This is a genomic window from Alkalimonas cellulosilytica, from assembly GCF_036325985.1.
GTDB lineage: Bacteria > Pseudomonadota > Gammaproteobacteria > Enterobacterales > Alteromonadaceae > Alkalimonas > Alkalimonas cellulosilytica.
Window position 1 is genome coordinate 139,866 of the sequence record NZ_JAUHLI010000008.1, and the last position, 20,222, is coordinate 160,087.

Genomic DNA, 20,222 nt, shown 5'->3' on the forward strand with positions numbered 1-20,222 from the left:
CATCCAGCCGGCCAAGACTGTACAAACACTCAATTCACAGTAAACCAGCAGTGAACCAGTCAATCGCAAGCAAAAACCCCGCAATCACCAATCGCACTCAGGCTCATCGTTAAAATTCTGTTGCTTATCAGCAAGCTTTTCGCTAGTTTAATTTCATCAAAAAAGAAAGAAGGGAAAATCCCGCGCGGAAAGAAGGGATTTTACAAACTATCAAGCTGTTATGCAGCAAGAGTAAACAGATGATCCGAGCGTCGCTTATCACATTGTTTGTTTTACAACTGGCGGTCGTGCCATTCGTTTTGATTTTTGGTATATGGTTTGGTTTTGCCACGCTAGCAAATATGGGGCAAGGTCTTCACAAAGACGTTATCTTACAAATAGTATTTTATTGCAGTGCGGCAGTTCTTTTCTCTGCATTGCTGTTGTCACCGATAATAAGCTACGAGCGGCAAAAGCATGGTAAGCGGTGGTCGCTGTTCAGTAAAAGCTTTGTGGTTATCGGCGCGAGTTTTGGTTGTGTGTTAGCTTTGCTTATGGTTTCTCATTGGGTCGGCGTGGGCAGTTTCGTGAAATCAGCACTTGCGGCTATGGTGTTTGCTCTAAACATTTTTCAAATTCAATTGTTGTTTAAAAAAGTAACCGTCGAGCATGCAGCATAACAATCGCCATCAAAAACGCGCCCATTCGGCGCTCGACTCGCAACAAGTTGCTCGCGTTTGTGGCGGGCGTTACGTTTGCAAGGAATCGTCGTGCTATGAGCTATGAATCAAAGGTTTACAACGTGATGATTGCATCGCCCGGCGATGTTGCCTCGGAGCGAGCAATAATTCGTGATGTTGTTTATGAGTGGAATGCGGTTCACTCTCAGGCACGATCAATTGTTCTGCTTCCGGTTGGGTGGGAGACCCACTCGTCACCTGAAATGGGAGACTCGGCTCAGAATATTATCAATAATCAAGTTTTAGAAAGATGCGATCTTCTGGTTGGTGTTTTTTGGACTCGAATTGGCACACCTACTACAGAGTATGCTAGCGGCACGGTTGAAGAAATTGAAAGACATATGCAGTCTGGAAAGCCAACGATGCTTTACTTTTCTAGTCAACCAGTAGCCATGGATACGGTAGAATCAGAGCAGATTGAACAGCTGAAGCAGTTTAAAGACTCGTGCAGAAGCAGGGGTCTATATGAAAGTTACGACAATTTAACTGGCTTTAAAGAAAAATTCTATCGCCAGCTTCAGCTAAAAATGTATGACCATCCAATGTTCAAGTCGGAGTCTGGGGTAGATGATATCCATGTGGTAGAGTCTAAAACCCCGTTTCCAGAGCTTACAAACGAAGCAAAGATTCTACTCAAAGAAGCTAGCAAGGACAAAAACGGAACTATCCTATACCTGCGCCATTTAGGCGGCACGGATCTTCAAACGAATGGCAAAAACCTGATTAGCTCTAACGAGCGTAGAGAGGTTGCCCTTTGGGAAGGCGCGTTGCAGGAACTGGTCGAGAAAGGCTTTGTGATTGAGCGCGGCCATAAAGGTCAAGTTTTCGAGATCAGTAACGAGGGTTACCAGGTCGCTGACATGATCGAATTGTAAAAACGTAACACATATGAGCCCACTCGGAGTCAATAGGTAAAACCGCTCTTCTGGCCGCGCTAGCGGCCAGGCCTTTGTCCATCAGCAAGATAGACTGCTTCATCTGTCATTATGGTTGCCAGGCGATAGCCTGCAACAAACACATATCGGGGCTCTCTTATCTCATGCTCAATGAGTGCCTGCTGATTTCAGCATCCTTGCTGACAGCAGGGGCACCAGACATTCATTGGTTAACCTGTTGCTGGCACTATTCAAGGCGTCGGGCTTACAGCCAGTTAGTTTCAGGCTCAGCACAGGTGCAAACCATCTTGCTGATGGGTATGCGCGGCGACAAGGTGTCTAATCAAAGCGCTCTGGCTACGGCAGTGTGCCAGAAGACGGGTGTTCAGCTTATTGCTACGTGCTACCCAACCTTCATTTGAGCATCAGCCATGGTGTTCCAGTTAGACGTTCAGCTCACCTTGTCCCGCGGCTTAACCTGCTAAGAAACGTTTTTCATCGAACACCTTCTGGTTTTTCAGCATGTAATAGACGCAGCGGCCAACCTTGTGCGCCAGAGCAGAGAGCGCTTTGGCTTTGCTCATGCGCTTTTGCAGTTTCAGTAAATAGGCTTTCGCTTTGTCGTTGCCGCGCAGGTAAAGCACTGCAATCTCACCGAAGGCCCACTTTAGATGGGCATTACCGATTTTATTGCCTTGAGTGCCATAGCTTTTACCTGCCGATTCGGCTTTGCATTTAATCAGCCGGCTGTAGGAAGCAAAGTCCTGTACTGTGCTAAAACGTGCGATGTCGCCGACTTCATAAATGATGGTGAGCGCCATAATGCGGCCAATACCGGGAAAGCTGGTGAGGATATGGTAGTCGTTGCCGTTGTGATGCTTGGCGTGTTTTTCAATAAACCATTCGATGGCACTGAGTTCATGGCGGTAAAACGCGATGATGTTTAAATCCAGATCGACATTGCGCTGCACAAACTGATCATCAAAACAATCCCGCATCGCTTCGCGGGCGCAAGGGTATTTCAGATCCAGATTATTGGGAGGTAAGTTGTACTGACTTACAGTGTTTTTGACGTGTGCTTTTAGATCCGCACCATGGCGAACAAGGCGAGTACGCCGGCGCAATAAGTCACGGGCAGAGCGCATTTCAGGTGGATAAACATAGGCCATGGGGAAGTTGCCACCACGGATAAGATGCGCGATTTTATAGGAATCAATGCGGTCATTCTTGGCTTTGCCGCCATGAATGGCCTTCATATACAGCGCATGGCCTAAAATAAAATCGATACCGTGTTCAGCACAAAAGTCGCTAACCCAGTACCAGCAGTGCATGCATTCAACACCAACAACGACATTGCCGATGTAAGGTGCTAATAAATCAAGCAAAGGTTCTGGTAATGCTTTGATTTCGCGGTGTAAGATGGTTTCACCGGCAGCATCCAGAATACAAACGTACAAAGAGCGTGCATGCAAATCAATTCAACAATAGTACGGGTGTTGTGTAGTATAAAATTTCATTGGGTCTTCTCCTTTTTGGTTTGGTCGCCTTCCAGCTTAGCCAAATTGGTGAAGCTGGGGGAGAAGGCTCAATGATTATCAAAGCGTTGCACCGGATAAACCGGTGAACGCGGCGTTAGCAGCCTATTTAAGTTTTATCTTTTTGTCACCTGAGGGGATTTAAGTGGATATATCATTGTACCTTGGTGTAGTAACTGCCGTTTCAGGTTTGGTTTTGGTTATGCTTGGTTACCTTATTTCAGTAAAACAACGATTAAATCTCATCAATGGTGTCGATTTTTCAAGGCTTACTGATGCTGTATCCTTCGCAAAATATCTTGGTAACAGCATTGTCATAACAGGCGTTCTAATGTTTTTTTTAGGACTTGCGTTTTATTTCAGAGTTGTTGGTATTGTCGGATATTCGCTAATCGTAATGGCAATCTGTATTATCCCATTACCAGCTTTTGTAGTGGCAAAAAATAAATACACAAAACGTGCTTTATAAAACAAACGCGGCTAACAATGTGCATCACTCGCTCCTACTGTTGCTGGGACGCCAACCTGCTGCGCGGCCTGTCGCCATTATGCTTTGCATTATACGAAATGAGGGTTTATGAGATTAGGGAAAGTCCAATATGCGTAACATCATAATGTTTAGTACATTGATTTTTACGTTCTGCTGCTTCGCAGAGAACTCGGTGATAAGCGGAAAAACAGTCAATGTTTTTGATGGCGATGGACATATCGTAAGTAGTGACGTTAGTGAGTTACTGCTCAGAAACTGCAAGTTTGAAATTACTTCCTCAGAGGGCGAAAAGTCCAAACTGGTATTTGGTGAGCGAGAGTTCATTGCTGACGAAATTTCATATCGTCAGCAAGATGATGGAAGCTGCTTGGTGACACTTCAAAATGAACCCGATAATAAAAGATGACCACCCCAACAAAAACGCGGTTGGCAGCTCCACGCGCAACAAGTTACCCGCGTTTGTCCCAGGCGTTATCGAGCACGATGAGCCAGCTTAAAACATCAACCATAGCTATGCTTTCGGGGGCACTGTCCGTCGTGATCGGCCTAGTTGCTTTCACACTAAGCTGGAATTTCTGGGATTTTTGGGGCGGTCCTATACCAGGTTTTCAGGTGTTACTCTATCCTGGTAACTTGTCGCTTGTTTATGTGTGGCATCCACTGTTTACTGAAGAAATTAATTTCTGGCCGAAACTCGCCCTGCACATGGTGGGGCAGTTTTCATTGGTGGCATGCACTACAGCAGTGCTCACCACGATGGTAAGGAGATGGTGTAGTGCCTAAGCTCCACAACCATTGCCATCAGAACACGCCGTTGGGCGCTCAAATTCTAATAAATTGCTGGCGCATCCGCTGAGCGTCATATTTGCCTGAGGACAATAGATGTTATCAATCGCAGGAGTTGTGCTGTCAGGGTTTTATTGGCTGGGTCTTGATACTTGCTCAGAGGACAATGAACGCCATGTGAAGCAGTACTTGATTCAAGGCCAGTTAGTTGCAGATAGCGAAGTTGCCAAAGAGAAAGATCTAGCCGAGATAAGCAATGGGGCTCTTTGTAAAGTTAAGGACGAAGCGATGTCCGATGGCTTGTCCTTTATACTTTACCGGGTTGAAGCCGAAAATGCTGATTACATTCGCCTGGTGAATGGGTTGGATGGTAGTTCAAAATTGTATGGTCCTTTCTACCAGTAAATACCAACAGAACATGCACCGCTGCTTTGAGCATGTGACAAAAACAAGGAGTTAACTAGATGGAACCACGAAAAAACCGACTCATCGCAGTGATTTTAGGCATTGCGCTGGCTTATGCATCCATAGTGATTGCTGGCATAGGTGCTGCGGTTGTTATCCCTGCAGACATTTTAAAACCTGTTGCACAGGTATCAAGCTTGCTGGCATTGACCCTGGTCGACTTGTTCACAATCGCAGTGCCGCTGGCAGCAGCGTTTTTGGTGCTGGCTTTTGTCAGTAAGTTGGTCATTAAAACGCCTGATGCAACTTTTTATGCCTTATTGCTTGCCCCTGTGATGCTGCTTCAGCTGTACTTTGTGGTGCAATCACAGCCTCAGCTGCTTCATACCATAGCCATCACGCTACCGCGCTATCTATTGCTGGCCGTGTGTTTTTATTACTTAGCTCGCAGTGCGAAGCTGGCTAAAACCTGACAATTAAATGTGATCAACATCACTGCATGTCTTAAACTCAAAGTGCGCCCATAGGGCGCACGCTTACGCAGAATGGGCTAGAAAACGTAAATAACCCCAATACCTACTTCGGCCTCATACTTGCTGCGGGCAATAGGGCTGTCCTGCACCTTGCTGCTGTAATGCTCATAAAGCGCCTCGCCAAAAATCTGCCAGTTGTCGTTGATGATGTAGCGATAATTGTAATTGACCCCCAGCGAGCGAAAGCCACCACTTAACCGGGTTTCATTCAAGCCGGATGCCAGCGATTGCTCAGCGGTGATGCCAAAATCGGTATTGGCGAATTTGCTGTCGTGAAACACCGCAACCAGATTGATTTCAGAGCCGGAGCCATCGAGTTTATCGCCGAAGCGGCGGCCCACACCAACCAATCCGAGGTTGCCATTGCTGCCGGCAACCACCCGGCCGATGAGCCAGTAACGCCAATCGGCAGCAAAAGCACGACGCACTTGCAGCACGAATTCAAAGCTCTCATCATTGTCACCAAGTCCATCCAGATAGCCCTTTTTGGAGTCCCCTTCTTCGCGGCCTTCATCAAAACCGATCAGGGCTTCAAATAACCAGGTATCTGCGCGAAGGCCGCGCCAACCGAGTGCCTCCCCCGCCCAAAAGAAAATATTATCCCCGCGCCGCCATTGCAGGGCACCCGCCGGATCCAGCTCAAAGCCAAATTCGTCGGAACCTTCGTAGGCGGTTTCATATTCAATGCCAAGCCCCAGCCCCAAGGCCCAGCCATCTTTGCCTCGGGTAAAGTCATCGACGGAGGGCAACGGCACCAGGGCGGCTCTTCCTTCTTGCGCCACAGCCGTTGGCAAGAAAAAACCCTGCATGCATGCGATCAGCAGCAAAGCGCTAAACTTTTTCATACACTATTCCTGTATAAGTTGGGGCTTGAAACGCCCGGAGTATAGTTATTCCTTATACGCTTGGCGTTGATCGCAAGATCTCTTGCTGCTGCATTTTTTTGAGTGGCTGGTTTGCTGCGCAAAAGCACAGCTGCCTTGCCCCGATAAAAAAACCGCCACTTGATACGATGGCGGTTTTCGGTCAAAAGCAAACAACAAACAGGCGCTATGACTTACGCTGAATATGCACCGTCACTTCTTCGCGATCGTGGTACAAATGCTTGGCCTGCAGCTGATAGCGGATGCCCGCTTCGTGCAGGCGCAGATGCACCTGCTCCAGCACCTGCTCGACCATCTCGTAGCGCTTTTTCATTGGCAGCTTCAGGTTAAAAATGCTTTCCTGGCACCAGCCATTGATCAGCCAGTCGCAGATCAGCATCGCCACCCGATCGGGTTTTTCAATCATATCGCAGACCAGCCAATAAACATTTTGTTTGGCAGGCTGGAATTTAAAACCATCCACCTGCAAATGTTTGACCTGGCCGCTTTCCATCAGGGCCGGATCCATCGGGCCGTTGTCGATGGCGGTCACCATCATGCTGCGCCGCACCAGTTGGTAAGTCCAACCGCCTGGGCTGGCACCTAAATCCACTGCATTTAAACCTGGAGCTAAACGCTGTGGCCGTTCACTGGCCGGAATAAAGGTTAAAAAGGCCTCTTCCAGCTTTAAGGTACTGCGGCTGGGGGCCTCTTTCGGCGATTTTAACCGCATAATGCCGTTTTCGAGCGGGCTGTTGTTTTTCGGATAACTCAGCCCCAGCATGGCCTCGCTGCCGGACAGTAAAAACAGATGCAGCACCGGTTTATCATCGCGTTCTTTCGCCGTAAGAGTCCCCTGATTGCGCAGTGCCAGCCTAAGCGGTACTGTCAGTTTGCGCGCCAGCGTCGATAAGGTCTTGCCGTCGTTGGTTTCCGGGTATTCTACCCGCAGCTGACCACAGCCCTGCAGCTCATGCGTAGTGACTGCTTCCAGCACTGTGCTCACCCTATCGTGCGGCTGCAGCTCCAATAACGGCTCCAGCAGCAAGCACCACTGGCGGGCAAACACCAATTTCGATAAGGCGAAGGTACGAAAAAAATGCAGCAGGGCTTCGCCATCGTAGGCCTCAAAAATCACATAAGCACTGTGATTGCTGAGCTTGCAATAGCCAAACACCTCATGCTGAGCGGCCTTGTCCTGAATTTCAGCCGCACAGTCTTTTTCAAAACCAGCGCGGCAATAGAGCAATAATTGCTTCATTTGTGTTTCCCAAACCAGGGGCTGATGGCCAGTAGCAACCACCCCAGTATCATCAATTGCCCCCCAACAGGGGCTAAACGGCCAAAATGCAGCGGTAACTGCCACACGCCGGCCAATAAGGTATAAACAAACAGCCAGGTGCCCAGATGCCAACAGAGCAGAGCGGCGGCTTCCAGCTTGCCGGGCGATGGCTTAGTACCCAGCAGCAAAATCGCCAGCGCATGCACCGCCAGCATCGACAAAGCACTCACCACCACCGCCAGCTCGGCTGCAGTAAGCTGCTTGAGCCCCAAATGCATGGTGACAGCAGCCAATGCGACCAGAGCCGCGCCATAGAGCCCGGCCAGGCTGTTGCTAAGCTTTAGCAAGCTAGCGCTAAGCATGCTGTGCCCCGTGCTGAGCCCAGTGCTTAGCATCGCTCTGTGCGGCAAGCACTGTTTCAATCCAGCCCCGGCTGATAGCTGCCGCCTCGGCAATCAACGCTAACTGAGTAACACCACTTTTTTTGCGCGGTTTAAAGCTGTGATCGCCATCGGTCAGCCAGTGCAGACTGACGTCAGGCCAGTGCTTATCGGCAAGCTCCAAGCTATTGCCAAAGGTATCGCGCTCGCCCTGCAGGATCAGCAGCGACCTGGCAAGGACGGCGAAGTGTTCGGTGCGGTACAGATCTTTGCCAGGTGCATGAAATGGATAGCCATAGGCCAGCACACCGGCAATCGGTAAGCTCGCATCAACCGCCAGCATCGAGGCCACCCGTCCGCCCATGGATTTACCGCCAATAAACAGCGGTAAATCGGTCGGGCACTGCTGCAGTTGCTCGATAAATGCGTGTTGCAGTGTTGGCATCGGGTTGGGTGGGCGTTTTTTTTGCTCCGCCACTTGCTGCTGCATATAGGGAAAATTAAAACGCCAGACCTCGATGCCTTCGGCCACCAACGCAGCAGTTAGCCACTGCATAAAGTCGCCCTGCATGCCGGCACCGGCACCATGCGCCAGCAGCAAACGGGCTAGCGGCTTGGCCGGGCGCTCAATCAGCGGCGACGGCATTGGTAAATTGCTGCTCATTGAACTGTTCCTGCTCCTGCTGCACCACCGCCGTTAACCATTGGCGAAAGGCGGTAATTTTGCCTAAGTCGGCCTGACTTTCACGGCACACCAGGTAGTAGGCATCTTTGGATAACAGCACATGGTTAAAGGGGACAATTAAACGGCCCGAGCTGATATCCGGCCGCGCCAGCACATTGTGCGCCAGTGCCACCCCCTGGCCATGAATGGCTGCCTGCAACACCATCGAGGAGTGACTAAAGATAGGCCCCTGATTGACATTAAAGTGCTTGTAGCCCTGACTGGCAAACCAGGATTTCCAGGCCTTGCGCGAACCATCGTGCAACAGGTTGTGAAAGCGCAAATCAGTCACTTCCGATAACGGCTTGCCGGAGCTGAGTAGCAGCGGCGAGCACACAGGCAACAGGTATTCGGCCTGCAGCTTGTCTGAGCGCAGATTACGCCAGTTGCCACGGCCATAGTACACCGCCACATCGACATCGTCGGTCAGCGAGCCTTCGTCCTGATCGACCGCTTTGATCCGAACATCAATATCCGGGTGCTGTTCACTGAATAAATTCAGCCTGGGCACCAGCCACTGAATGGCAAAGCTGGGCTGCATACTGACCGTCAGGGAGCCTTTGGCACCACGCGCCAGCAGTTTTTCGGTGGCATCGTGCAGCTGCAAAAAGATGTCGCGGATATCCTGAAAATACCCCTGGCCTTCTTCGGTCAGCAGTAAGGAGCGGTTTTTGCGTAAAAACAGCTTCAGGCCCAGATGATCTTCCAGTGCTTTGATTTGGTGACTGATGGCCGCCTGAGTCACAAACAGCTCTTCGGCGGCTCTGGTAAAACTCAGATGCCGTGCTGCAGACTCAAAAGCTTTTAACGCATTGAGCGGAGGTAATCGTCGCGCCATGGCTTAGCCAGGTCTCCCGTAAGTGCGGTGAAAAAAGCCGAATCAGCTTTTGGGCGGCGTATAGCCCTCAATAGCCACCTCTTTGCCTTCAAACAAGAAGGCTTTCATTTCAGTTTCCAGCAACTTGCGGTGCTCAGGATCCATCATATTCAGCTTCTTCTCGTTGATCAGCATGGTCTGCTTGGCTTGCCACAGGCCCCAGGCTTCTTTGCTGATCGAGTCGAAAATCTGTTTACCCAGCTCGCCCGGGTACAACTGAAAATCCAGCCCGGCAGCTTCTTTTTGTAAATACTGACAAAAAACGGTACGTGACATCACTTCGCCTCTTCTATTGCGCTACACATGCTAAGTAGTGCGCTTCACATGCTGGTATCGCGCTTAACCTGCTAGTTGCGCTTAGTTTATCTTAATCCACAGCAGATTGCTTTAACTGCTGCTCAATCCACTTGCGAATAGGGGCCGGCAAGGCGATATCGGCCAATTGCCGGCTGGCATACCAGCCATGCCGGGGTGTCTCTTCTACCTGCTGCTGTGGCTGCCAGATGGTGGCATCCAACTGATAGTGACTGAACTGATGGCGAAAACTGCCAACCGGCTCGGCTTGCTGCAGCAGCGGGTGCTCAGCGGCCACCTCTGGCAAGGTCAGTAACGAGGACCAAATGCCTTGATCGGGCCGCTGCTCCAGCAACAACCGGCCCTGTTGCTGCACCCATAAAAAATGCCCCTGCCGGCTTGGCTTGGCTTTTTTGGGCTTTGCCATCGGAAACTGCTCGACCTGCTGCCTAGCATAGGCCTGACAGCCCGCTTGCAGTGGACAGTTGGCACAGTCGGGCCGGCGGGCGGTGCAAAGGGTCGCGCCTAAATCCAGCAAGCCCTGGGCAAAGCGGCGGTTGTGCTGCTGTGGGGTCAATTGCTCTGCCAACTGCCACAGCTGTTTTTCCAGCTGACTTTGGCCAGCATAGCCCTCCAAGGCAAACAAGCGGCAAAATAAGCGCCGCACATTGCCATCGACAATGGGGCCATAAGCATCGTAAGCAAAGGATAAAATGGCACCGGCAGTATAGCGGCCAATGCCCGGAATTTGCTGCAAGGTCTCCAAATCAGCCGGGAAGCTGCCACGCTTGGCTATGGCCTGAGCCGCTTTGTGCAAATTGCGGGCCCGGGCATAGTAGCCAAGCCCCTGCCACAGCGTCATCACCTCATCCTGCTCCGCCTCGGCCAACGCCTCTATGGTTGGAAAACGCTGCAGCCAGCGTTCAAAATAGGGGATCACGGTGGTGACCTGGGTTTGCTGCAGCATCAGCTCGGAAACCAGCACCTTGTAGGGCGTAATCTCATGTTGCCAGGGCAAATCATGCCGCCCTTGCTGCTGTTGCCAGCCAATCACCAGCTCGGCAAACTGCCCGGCCCCAAGGGGATGCTTATCGAGTAAATCAGTACCTTGCACACAACCTCCGCATTGCAAACCCGGTTAGTATACCGCAGCCCACTAAAGCCCGGCTATGCTGAAAAAAGCGGGTTGAGCTTCTGCTAAAGAACACCGATAATACGCGGCCCAATTGCAATGCCGGAGCACGCCATGAGCGAACAGCCAACCACAGCCGCTGACGAAAGCGCAGAAACCACCTCTTACATGCGTAAAATTCGTAGCTTTGTACTGCGGGAAGGCCGCTTGACCAAGGCACAAAAACTGGCATTAGAGCAACACTGGCCTACCCTGGGAGTCGATTACCAGCCCGCACCACTGGATTTAACCGCCCTGTTTGGCCGTGAGGCCGATACCGTGCTGGAAATTGGCTTTGGCATGGGCAAATCTTTGGTGCAAATGGCCGCCGCAGCGCCGGAAAAAAACTTTATCGGCATTGAGGTACACCGCCCCGGCGTTGGCGCCTGCCTGGCTGATGCAGCAACCGCGGGTATCAGCAACCTGCGGGTGTTTCAGCACGATGCGGTCGACGTATTGGCGCAAATGATCCCAGACAACAGCCTGGCCACCATTCAGTTATTTTTCCCGGATCCCTGGCCGAAGAAAAAACACCACAAGCGCCGTATTGTGCAGCCAGACTTTGTGCAGCAGCTGCGGCAAAAGCTGGCGATCGGCGGTGTGTTTCATATGGCCACCGACTGGCAACATTACGCGGAGCACATGCTGGAAGTGATGCAGGCGGCAGAAGGCTTCAGCAACCTGTCGGCCAACGGTGATTATGTCGAGCGCCCGGCGCATCGCCCGATCACCAAGTTTGAGCTGCGCGGTAAAAAGCTTGGCCATGGCGTCTGGGACCTGATGTTTAAGCGGGAGCACTGAGATGTCCGCCAGCGCCAGCCCAATGCTTAGCAGCGCCAGCCAGATGCTGCTGCGAAATCTGGCCGATCTTACCGGCCCCACCTTGCTGATGGAACCGACTCTGGATCAGTTAGCCGGTCAGCTGCCAGCCAGTTACCGCGAGCAGCTTGCGGTGTTCAGCAGCCAGGTAACTGTCGCCGCGCGCTGGCAACAAGCCGGTTATCCTTGCAGCACCGGTCTTAAGCCCGATTTTACTGAGCGCTTTCAGACCGCGGTGCTGTTTTACCCGAAAAGCAAAGAGCAACTGACGTTAATGTTGCAGCAACTGCAGCCGGTGCTGGCGGAAGAGGCGACTATCTTTGTGGTGGGGGACAATAAAAGTGGCATCAAAACACTGCCCAAACAGCTGCAAAGCCATGGGCTGAACGCACATAAGTTGGATAATGCCCGCCATGCCCTCTGGTTTGTGGTCAATGGGCGCCCTGCTGCCGGCAGCATCCATGCGCAAACTTTTGATGTCACCCTCAACGGCATGGCATTGCGCCTGCACTCCTACCCTGGCGTGTTCAGCCATGGCAGCCTGGATAAAGGCACTGCCTTATTGCTGCAGCATCTGGCGCATGTTCAATCTGGCCGGGTACTGGACTTTGCCTGCGGCTGCGGTGTGATTGCGGCGTATTTAAAGGCCAGTCAGCCTGCCATTGACCTTTATGCCTCCGATGTCAGCACCCTTGCCACCGCGGCCACTGCAGCAACGCTGGCAGCCAATGAGCTAACCGGCACTGTGCTGGCTGCTGATGGGCTGCCCGCAGAGCCTGGCCAGTTTGAGCATATCGTCAGCAATCCGCCGTTTCATACCGGACAAAAAACCGATTACAGCATTGCCGAAGCCTTTATCCGGGCCTGCCCTGCCAGGTTATCTGACGGCGGCAGTCTGACACTGGTAGCCAACAACCACCTGCCTTATCAGAATTGGCTTAAGGAAAGCTTTGGCCACTGTACTATACTGGCACAAGCGCATGGTTTTACCATTTACCAGTGTTTGAAAACGAGGAAATAACGCCATGGGTGTCAAGACAGTATTACTTGGAACGGTATTGATGGGGCTGTCTTTTTCAGCCTCGGCTTCAACCTTAACGGATACGTGTCTGCAACAGCCAAACCGCACTTTGCCCTGCCCGCATCAACTGTACCGGTTGATGCAACTGCCCGATCAGCAAACAGCTGCGGTCCGTTGTATCTGCGTCACCGATTTTCAGCCCTTCTTGCAACAGCCAGAGTCGGAAGTAGCGCAGATCCGTCAACGTATGGACAGACGCCAATTAGAAGCGCAACTGGGAATGGAACTGGAGCCGATCCTGCGCGTTTTACGGCGCGAGGATTAAGCGCTCTGAAAAGCGCCCCAACACTACCGGCTCATGCTGCAGCAACGCAGGTAACAACCACAACTGATCCTGCTCAACCCAGTAAAGTGCATTTTGCTGCCACTCCAACGCATATTGCTCTGCCTGCTCCCGACTACAAAAGACCGCCCAGCTTGGTTCCAGAAACTTCAAATCCCCCGAAGCTCCGGTAATTTTCCGATAACGCAACCTGGCAGCATGCACTCGAGCAGCAAAAGCCATATGGCGGCAAAGATTCTGACCCGGTGTTGCTATTTTGCCCCGCGGGTTAAGTACACTGATAATGGCAAAACAGCTGTCTTTGGCAAAAGGCTGATAACTGATAAAGGCCACATCTTGATACAAGTGCCATAATGACATCCTAGCCTCCATCAGCGTATTTTGCCTGTCGACGAAAAAAGCATGTCCGTAATTTGCGAAATAGAGTTTTTCTGCATAACATCATAGTCAGGTGAATACTAGCATCAAATGCATGCTTGGAATATGACAACCCTATGATGCAAAAAACGTTTTCGATTAAAGGAATGCTGATCAGTATCGTGATGCTGATTTGCAGCCTTACCCTGATTGCATCGCTCGCTCTGTCCAGTATTCATGATATCAATGCGCAATACCGTAAGCTTCAGCATCAGTTGGAAGCCTATGCCACCATTATTGCCATCAGCTCGGCAGCTGCCCTTTATCAGAATGACACTGATATGCTGGCGCAGCAACTGCAAGCTTTTTCTGCCGTTCCCATGATCAACAACATTCATATTTACAGCCTGGAAGCTGATGCCGCTGAACCGGTCTTTTTTAGCAGTTACAACCGCCAAACGATAGGTCCTTACCCGACACAGTTTCATCGCTTGCCAGAACTGCTAACACCACAACAAAGCCGCCATTATCTGGAAATGATGGCGCCGATTGAGTTTTCCGGTCAGCTGATCGGCTATACCTATTTGCGCGCCAATAAAGTGGAGTTATCCGGTTATACCCAGAACCGTATTTTATCGGATATTGCTATAGCAGCACTGGCCTTGTTGCTGGCCTTTCTCGCCACAAACCGACTGCAACAATGGCTCACCAGGCCAATTAAAATTTTACTGGATCAGGTACAAACCATTACCAAAACCCAGGACTTTAGTTTGCGTGCGCCACAAACCAATCTGGACGAAGTAGAAGCTTTTAGCAAAGCGCTGAACCTGATGCTGGATAAAATTGAGCGTCAGTTTAATAAACTGCAAAGTGCTGAACAGGAAATACGCCAGCTCAACCAGGGGCTGGAGCAAAAAATTTCGGAACGCACCCAGGCGTTGAAGGAGTCGAATCAGGAGTTGCTGAACACACTGGAAACCCTGCACCAGTACCAGAACCAGATTGTGGAAACCGAAAAAATGTCCAGCCTCGGGCAAATGGTTGCCGGCATCGCGCACGAAGTAAATACCCCGATAGGCCTTGGTATCACCGCATCGACATTACTGCAGGACAAATTGAAAGTTATCGAACAAAATTTTCAGGACAAAAAGCTTACCTCCTCACAGTTGTCACGCTTTATTGGTGAAGCACAGGAGAACCTTGGCATTGTCTACCGAAACCTGGAACGTGCCGCCAGCCTTATTCGCAGCTTTAAACAAGTGGCAGTGGACCAATCTAGCGATAACGCCCGTACCTTTAATATGCTGCAACTCATCAATGAGGTGTTGCTATCACTGCGGCCAAATCTGAAGAAGACTAGCCATGAAGTGGTCGTCAACTGCCCAGAGCATTTGCAGCTGGAAAGCAAACCAGGCCCAATCAATCAAATATTGATCAACCTGATTATGAACAGCCTGATCCATGCATTCAGTGACCAGCAGCAAGGCAAAATTATCATCACGGTGACGACCGAAAACAATCACTGCCAGCTGATTTACCAGGACAATGGCGCCGGTGTGCCGGAGCACATCCGCAAGCGAATTTTTGATCCCTTTGTCACCACCAAACGCGGGGAAGGAGGAAGCGGTCTTGGTCTTCACCTGGTGTATAACCTGGTGACCCAGGCCTTGCGGGGGAAAATTCAGCTGGAAAGCTCAATTGGCGAAGGAGTGCATGTTTTTATTGAGTTTCCTGTACTTATTGCCGCAGATGATTAAAGATTAACCCATTGATTTGTTTCAACTCACGGGCTTAAATGCGATGAATTACTTTAGACTGCGCTAAATGTTAACAATACCACTTGTTAACAAAGGCAAGTAAAGCTATAATTGAGAATTAATTGACAATGTTCTGTCATATCAAAGTGTCACAACGATTCATAAATCAAACAAAATTCACATAAGGTTAATTATATGCAGACCCCTGTCGTTCTGATTGTTGAAGATGAAGAAGTTACCCGCTCCAATTTAGTCAGCCTGTTTCAAGGTGAAGGCTACGATGTGATTGAAGCCGTTAATGGCGAAGAAATGAATCAGCGCCTGGCTGAGAGCAAAGTCAATCTGATCGTAATGGACATCAATCTGCCAGGTAAAAATGGCCTAATTCTGGCACGTGAATTACGTCAGAAAGAAAAGATTGGCCTGATTTTCCTGACCGGCCGCGATAGCGAGGTTGATCGTATTCTGGGCCTGGAGATTGGTGCAGACGATTACCTGACCAAACCATTCAACCCACGTGAACTGACCATTCGGGCACGCAATCTGTTAAGCCGCACGGTGGCTCAACCGGTAGTGGAAGAGCACAAAAGTGTAGTCACCTTCAATGGTTGGACGCTGGATGAAAACAGCCGCAACCTGACTTCACCGAAAGGTGAGTCACGCCGTTTACCGAAAGGTGAATACCGCGCCCTGCGTCTGATGCTGGATACCCCCGGTAAAATCTTTACCCGTGAGCAGTTGATCCGTCATATGACTGGCCGTGAGCTGCGCCCGAATGATCGGACCGTGGATGTCACTATCCGCCGTATCCGTAAGCATTTCGAAACCGACATGGATACACCGGAACTGATCAGCACCATTCACGGTGAAGGATATCGTTTTGTCGGTAATATCGACAAAGATTAATCAGCTATCCTGTTCCAGATAGTCATACAGAGCGGCCAGGTGCCGCTCTGTTGTTAAATGAAAGTCGACCAACTGCCGCTCCAACTGCAGCCAATTTGGCTCTGACATTGCCTCATACTTTTTCGCCTGCTTCTGCACCCATAGCAAACCGACCGAGGATGCCGCGCCTTTTAAGGTATGCGCTGCTTCCTGAAAAGCCTGCAGCCGCTGATGCACGGCCTCTTCCAGCATCTTATTAATATAGCCTGGCAACAGCTGAGCAAATAGCTTAGCGCTGCGCAGCATGGTTTCTTTGCCAAGCGATTGCATGTAATCGTCCAGGGTAGCAAGATCCAGCATGTAATCCGACTCCGGAGCCGGTTGAGTCGCAGCCGTCTTCACGGCACTGGGGGAGAATAACTGCGCCAGCAACTGATCCAGGTTGTTGGTATTGAGTGGCTTCGCTAAAGCGCCATCAATCCTGATCCCGGCTAATTGCTCTTCGGCTTTACGCACATTGGCACTTAACACCACAATCGGCAAATGCTTCAGATGCATTTCCTGACGCATGGTTTTGGCTATTTGATCGCCGGTCATATCGGGTAATTGCATGTCCAGCAGTACCAGATCCAGATCATCTTCCGTTTCCAACAAAGCCAGTGCATCCTCACCGGTTTCAGCATGGATCACGGTGTGGCCGCGCTGCTCCAGCAAGCTGATGGCAATATCGGCATTCAGTGGTACATCCTCTACCAACAGAATGGTCAATTCAGGACAATCAATCGCTTGTTGTTTCGGTTGGCTAACCAAGCGGGTTGGTAATAAAATCTCGAAACAACTGCCGGTTCCGACTGAGCTTTCTAAGGAGATCGAACCCTCCATCGCCTCCACCAGAGCTTTTGATACCGATAAACCAATCCCGGATCCGAGCACACTCAAGCGCCGTCCATCACTGGATTTGTAATACATATCAAAGATCCGCGCTTGCTCGTGCTGGCTAATCCCGATACCGGTATCGGTCACCTTTAACAGCAATTGGGTCGTGTCATGCTGCAGTAATTCACAGTGCAAACTAATCCGCCCCTGAGCAGTAAACTTCACGGCATTGTTCAACAGATTCCATAGCACTTGTCGCACTCTGGTTGGATCCAACTGCAGATAACAGTCAGCCGGCGCTTGCAGCACCAGCTCAAATTCCAATCCTTTTTGCTGGCAAATAAGCTCCGCAAAGTTTTTGATGTCGGTGACAAAACCATTGATTTCGACATTTTGATACACAATATCGAGATCCTGCCGGTCTATTTTATCCAGGTCGATAATATCATTGAAAATATTGCCCAGAGTTTCGGCACTGGTGAAAATAGTCTGGCTCCAGCTGCGTTGCGACTCAGCCAGCTCACTATCCAACAAGCGACGGGTCAAACCAACAATGCCATTGAGCGGTGTGCGCAATTCATGGCTTAAGGTCGCAATAAACTTGCCTTTGTCCTGATAGGCTTTTTCCAGTGCTTGTTCGGCCAGCTTCCTCGAGGTGATATCCCGGCCAAAACCAAGCAAGCCAATGGAACGGCCTTGCTTATCAAAGAAGGGTACCTTGCGCATTTCAAACCACAGGCTTTGCCCCTTGCGGTCGCTAAACTCCACATCCAGGATCAGCTCTGATTGTTGAGTGGTGACCTCATGGTCGCTCAAAATGGCAGAAGGCACCGTATCATCTTTGAAAATATCTGCCGGATGACGGCCAAGCAACTCCGCTGCGGGCTTGTCCATAATGACTTCAAACATTTTGTTGCAACTGGCAAAACGGCCGGTTTCATCGCGGTAATAAAATAAATCGGGCGAGCTGTCGACAATGGAACGGATCAGCAGGGTTTGCTCCTCCAGTTCTTGCTGGGCTTTTTTACGCTCCAGGATTTCTTTGCGCAGCTCATCAATGGCCCGGCGCTTGGCCTGAAACGCTTTTTTACGCTCTTCAATTTCAAAGTTTAACTGGCGGATGTTTTCCTGCAGGTGTTGATTCAGCACCTTTTCCTGTCGGCTGGAGTCTTCCAGGTACAGCAAGGTGGCGTCCAATTGTTCAATCAGATAAAACACCAGGGCCAAGGCTAAAGGGGCAATCAGCGTGGTGAGCAGCAAAACCGTTAACACGGTATCCCAGTGAATGCCTGCACCAAGCAACACCGATACACCCAGTGCCAATAAGGTTGCCGCCAACACTACAAATAGCAGTACCAGGGCCATCAGCTGCAGCCAGCCCCACTGCCGTAAGCGCTCTGCTAAACCTTTGACCATAGGATGCACAGGTTGAACCGCCATCAATGCCTCTTTCTTTGCTCTAACTGCTAAGGGTTCAGGGTCGCGCTGAGTGCCAACACCAGATGCTGATACGAGCAAAAGCTAAACGCCTGCTCATCTTTCACTATCACGCCTTGCTTGCTTTGACTCTGCTCGCTGCGACTTAATTGCAGTGAAAATTCGATGGCCGCTAACTGATCCTGCCCTCTGGCATACGGCTGATCACTGATGCACAACTGGTGAGCCAGCTGCTTAAAATGATCCTGCTGCAATACCTTATCCATCAGCAGCGGCTCGGCTTGACGTTCACTCACAGCCTGCTTCCAATCCGCAAATTGAATACTCAGCTCGCCATCTCGCAGCAAAGCGCGGTCACCATGCGTCAGGTAATGCGTAGTTACTGCATCAATCGTCAGACTGCTATCCTGCCTGTGTTGGTTAGCGCTGGCAAGATCAGCAATAAAAACGCCCCCCTTGCCCTGCACTTCAAACCAGACTTCGTTTGGCTGTCTCACTGGCACCGAGACCAGCAAAGCGGTGGCTTCATCCACCCCAAAGCCAAAACGGGTTTGCGTGGCCAGCGCTAATTTGATTAATCGGCCCTCGCGGCCACGTTCTGAAAAATGTGTATCCAGAATCCCCCAGGGGAATAACCCAACTCCGCCCTGTGGATTGTAAGTCAAAGATGATGCATGCAGGCCATCAGGACAAGTACCGGCCTCATCACAGTCGCGCTCCGGTGGTTCAGTCGCGTGGGCACCAAATGCCAATGCATGCCGCGACTCGCCATTGGTAATCATCGGCACTCCAGCTGTTGCACTGCCCGACATCACCGCAGTGCCGGCACTGGTACCTCCGACCAACAATCTTCCTTCTGCCAGCCCACGTTGGATCGCTGTTAGCTCAGGGGAGGCCTGGCCATCTTCTGTCCGTAATGCCAGCAAGGTTCTGGACTGATCACCGCCATTGAAGAAAATTGCATCGGCCGCTTCAATCATTGCCACGCTGCGAGCATGACCGCCCAAGCAAACATCCCGTTGGTAGGCCATCAGCTCAGGATAACGCCCGGATGGATTTTCCAACCCATGGTATTTGGCAAACAAGCTATCCAGTTGGCTGCAGCCTTGCTCAGCCCCCAGACGTTGTGCCTGCTGATAGGCGTTATGGATAGGCAGCCACGCAACCTGGGCACCGGCTTGTTCAAACAACTGCAGATAAAAATCAACCGCGCCAAATGGATTGGCCGAGGAGGCAGTCACCACCAGCACCTTAGGTTGGTCATGCTTGGAAAAAGCCGCAGCCGTTCGTACAAATGCAGGCATTAAATCCCGTGAAAAAGGATCTTTGGTTTGTTGCAACAAGACTTGCTCGCCGCCTTCCGCTGAAATTGTGGTTGGCAACTCTGCTGCTGCCAAACAACTGTCTGCTGAATGGGTAGTGCAGATACTGACCCCACCACCCAGTAGCATCATCTGATGCTGTTGTTGATTATCTTCGGCAGCATGCAGTGAATTTGCAGCCAATATCACTGAAAATACAGCTTTCTGGAGAGTTTTGTTCATGATTTAGTTTGCTTCATTTTGTGGTTTTTCAGACAGGGGTGGACCTGTTTTATTGTTATTTTTATCGCAGCATAGAGTATCCTGTATTGACTTCCTTGCCAATTAGAGATAAATCTATAGGCAGAATTTGACGCATTTTTGTTCCAGGGTAGCGATATGCTGAAAAAAGCAGTACAGCTTAGTTCATATCACTATTCGTCTTACTACCTCTCTGAGTGGTTTAACGAATAGCACAACCGGTTAGCCATG

General features: G+C 50.5%; 23 protein-coding genes. 12 read left to right on the top strand and 11 right to left on the bottom strand.

Annotated features, from left to right (window positions below):
• Window positions 1-239 precede the first annotated feature (239 nt).
• Window positions 240-659 (top strand): hypothetical protein, encoded by a 420-nt coding sequence (locus QWY20_RS09650; RefSeq protein ID WP_330128811.1) that lies wholly within the window; start codon window positions 240-242, stop codon window positions 657-659.
• Between the two features lie 95 nt (window positions 660-754).
• Complete coding sequence (locus tag QWY20_RS09655; protein WP_330128812.1) at window positions 755-1,594, top strand: DUF4062 domain-containing protein; 840 nt, start codon at window positions 755-757, stop codon at window positions 1,592-1,594.
• 473 nt (window positions 1,595-2,067) lie between these two features.
• Here QWY20_RS09655 and QWY20_RS09660 read toward each other — a convergent pair whose 3' ends face one another.
• Entirely contained in the window at window positions 2,068-3,072 is a 1,005-nt protein-coding gene (locus tag QWY20_RS09660) for an IS110 family RNA-guided transposase (protein ID WP_330128873.1), read from the bottom strand.
• Window positions 3,073-3,274: 202 nt separating this feature from the next.
• On the opposite strand from QWY20_RS09660, the gene QWY20_RS09665 reads away from it, so the two are divergent.
• The 5 genes from QWY20_RS09665 to QWY20_RS09685 all read left to right on the top strand — a co-directional run bounded on the left by QWY20_RS09665 (window position 3,275) and on the right by QWY20_RS09685 (window position 5,283).
• A complete protein-coding gene (locus QWY20_RS09665; protein WP_330128813.1) occupies window positions 3,275-3,598 on the top strand; it encodes a hypothetical protein in 324 nt (107 codons plus the stop codon).
• 130 nt (window positions 3,599-3,728) lie between these two features.
• Complete coding sequence (locus QWY20_RS09670; RefSeq protein ID WP_330128814.1) at window positions 3,729-4,025, top strand: hypothetical protein; 297 nt, start codon at window positions 3,729-3,731, stop codon at window positions 4,023-4,025.
• 77 nt (window positions 4,026-4,102) lie between these two features.
• Window positions 4,103-4,402 carry a hypothetical protein gene (locus QWY20_RS09675; RefSeq protein ID WP_330128815.1) on the top strand — a complete coding sequence of 100 codons (300 nt, stop codon included), beginning with the start codon at window positions 4,103-4,105 and terminating at the stop codon, window positions 4,400-4,402.
• A gap of 99 nt (window positions 4,403-4,501) precedes the next feature.
• Entirely contained in the window at window positions 4,502-4,810 is a 309-nt protein-coding gene (locus tag QWY20_RS09680; RefSeq protein WP_330128816.1) for a hypothetical protein, read from the top strand.
• A gap of 59 nt (window positions 4,811-4,869) precedes the next feature.
• Window positions 4,870-5,283: a hypothetical protein gene (locus QWY20_RS09685; RefSeq protein ID WP_330128817.1), complete on the top strand. Its 414-nt coding sequence runs from the start codon at window positions 4,870-4,872 to the stop codon at window positions 5,281-5,283.
• 77 nt (window positions 5,284-5,360) lie between these two features.
• On the opposite strand, the gene QWY20_RS09690 is transcribed toward QWY20_RS09685, so the two are convergent.
• The 7 genes from QWY20_RS09690 to mutY all read right to left on the bottom strand — a co-directional run bounded on the left by QWY20_RS09690 (window position 5,361) and on the right by mutY (window position 10,877).
• On the bottom strand, window positions 5,361-6,188 hold the full coding sequence (locus QWY20_RS09690) for a MipA/OmpV family protein (protein ID WP_330128818.1): 828 nt from the start codon (window positions 6,186-6,188) through the stop codon (window positions 5,361-5,363).
• 205 nt (window positions 6,189-6,393) lie between these two features.
• A complete protein-coding gene (rlmM, locus tag QWY20_RS09695) occupies window positions 6,394-7,467 on the bottom strand; it encodes a 23S rRNA (cytidine(2498)-2'-O)-methyltransferase RlmM (RefSeq protein ID WP_330128819.1) in 1,074 nt (357 codons plus the stop codon).
• Window positions 7,464-7,850, bottom strand: a complete 387-nt coding sequence (locus QWY20_RS09700) for a DUF423 domain-containing protein (protein WP_330128820.1) — start codon at window positions 7,848-7,850, stop codon at window positions 7,464-7,466. Before QWY20_RS09700 ends, rlmM begins: the two co-directional genes overlap by 4 nt.
• A complete protein-coding gene (locus QWY20_RS09705) occupies window positions 7,843-8,532 on the bottom strand; it encodes an alpha/beta fold hydrolase (RefSeq protein WP_330128821.1) in 690 nt (229 codons plus the stop codon). The genes QWY20_RS09700 and QWY20_RS09705 overlap by 8 nt, the downstream gene beginning before the upstream one ends.
• Window positions 8,495-9,430 (bottom strand): transcriptional regulator GcvA, encoded by a 936-nt coding sequence (locus QWY20_RS09710; RefSeq protein ID WP_330128822.1) that lies wholly within the window; start codon window positions 9,428-9,430, stop codon window positions 8,495-8,497. Before QWY20_RS09710 ends, QWY20_RS09705 begins: the two co-directional genes overlap by 38 nt.
• A 42-nt stretch (window positions 9,431-9,472) precedes the next feature.
• The gene (locus tag QWY20_RS09715) at window positions 9,473-9,745 is read right to left on the bottom strand and encodes an oxidative damage protection protein (protein WP_330128823.1); all 273 of its coding nucleotides are present in this window, start codon (window positions 9,743-9,745) and stop codon (window positions 9,473-9,475) included.
• 91 nt (window positions 9,746-9,836) lie between these two features.
• Window positions 9,837-10,877, bottom strand: a complete 1,041-nt coding sequence (mutY, locus tag QWY20_RS09720; protein WP_330128824.1) for an A/G-specific adenine glycosylase — start codon at window positions 10,875-10,877, stop codon at window positions 9,837-9,839.
• Window positions 10,878-11,009: 132 nt separating this feature from the next.
• Here mutY and trmB point away from each other — a divergent pair, with 132 nt between their 5' ends.
• The 3 genes from trmB to QWY20_RS09735 are packed head-to-tail and all read left to right on the top strand — an operon-like array spanning window position 11,010 to window position 13,099.
• The gene (gene trmB / locus QWY20_RS09725; protein ID WP_330128825.1) at window positions 11,010-11,735 is read left to right on the top strand and encodes a tRNA (guanosine(46)-N7)-methyltransferase TrmB; all 726 of its coding nucleotides are present in this window, start codon (window positions 11,010-11,012) and stop codon (window positions 11,733-11,735) included.
• Between the two features lies 1 nt (window position 11,736).
• Window positions 11,737-12,774, top strand: coding sequence for a methyltransferase (locus QWY20_RS09730; RefSeq protein ID WP_330128826.1), 1,038 nt, complete (start codon window positions 11,737-11,739; stop codon window positions 12,772-12,774).
• A gap of 4 nt (window positions 12,775-12,778) precedes the next feature.
• The gene (locus tag QWY20_RS09735) at window positions 12,779-13,099 is read left to right on the top strand and encodes a hypothetical protein (RefSeq protein ID WP_330128827.1); all 321 of its coding nucleotides are present in this window, start codon (window positions 12,779-12,781) and stop codon (window positions 13,097-13,099) included.
• Here QWY20_RS09735 and QWY20_RS09740 read toward each other — a convergent pair.
• A complete protein-coding gene (locus QWY20_RS09740) occupies window positions 13,082-13,477 on the bottom strand; it encodes a DUF3293 domain-containing protein (protein WP_330128828.1) in 396 nt (131 codons plus the stop codon). The two genes, QWY20_RS09735 and QWY20_RS09740, sit on opposite strands and share 18 nt — an antisense overlap.
• Before the next feature lie 134 nt (window positions 13,478-13,611).
• Between QWY20_RS09740 and QWY20_RS09745 the strand changes: the two genes are divergently transcribed.
• On the top strand, window positions 13,612-15,231 hold the full coding sequence (locus QWY20_RS09745) for an ATP-binding protein (RefSeq protein WP_330128829.1): 1,620 nt from the start codon (window positions 13,612-13,614) through the stop codon (window positions 15,229-15,231).
• Window positions 15,232-15,426: 195 nt separating this feature from the next.
• Window positions 15,427-16,137, top strand: coding sequence for a two-component system response regulator ArcA (gene arcA, locus QWY20_RS09750; protein ID WP_330128830.1), 711 nt, complete (start codon window positions 15,427-15,429; stop codon window positions 16,135-16,137).
• Here arcA and QWY20_RS09755 read toward each other — a convergent pair whose 3' ends face one another.
• Window positions 16,138-18,432 carry an ATP-binding protein gene (locus QWY20_RS09755; protein WP_330128831.1) on the bottom strand — a complete coding sequence of 765 codons (2,295 nt, stop codon included), beginning with the start codon at window positions 18,430-18,432 and terminating at the stop codon, window positions 16,138-16,140.
• 26 nt (window positions 18,433-18,458) lie between these two features.
• Entirely contained in the window at window positions 18,459-19,973 is a 1,515-nt protein-coding gene (locus QWY20_RS09760) for a cyanophycinase (protein ID WP_330128833.1), read from the bottom strand.
• Window positions 19,974-20,222 lie beyond the last annotated feature (249 nt).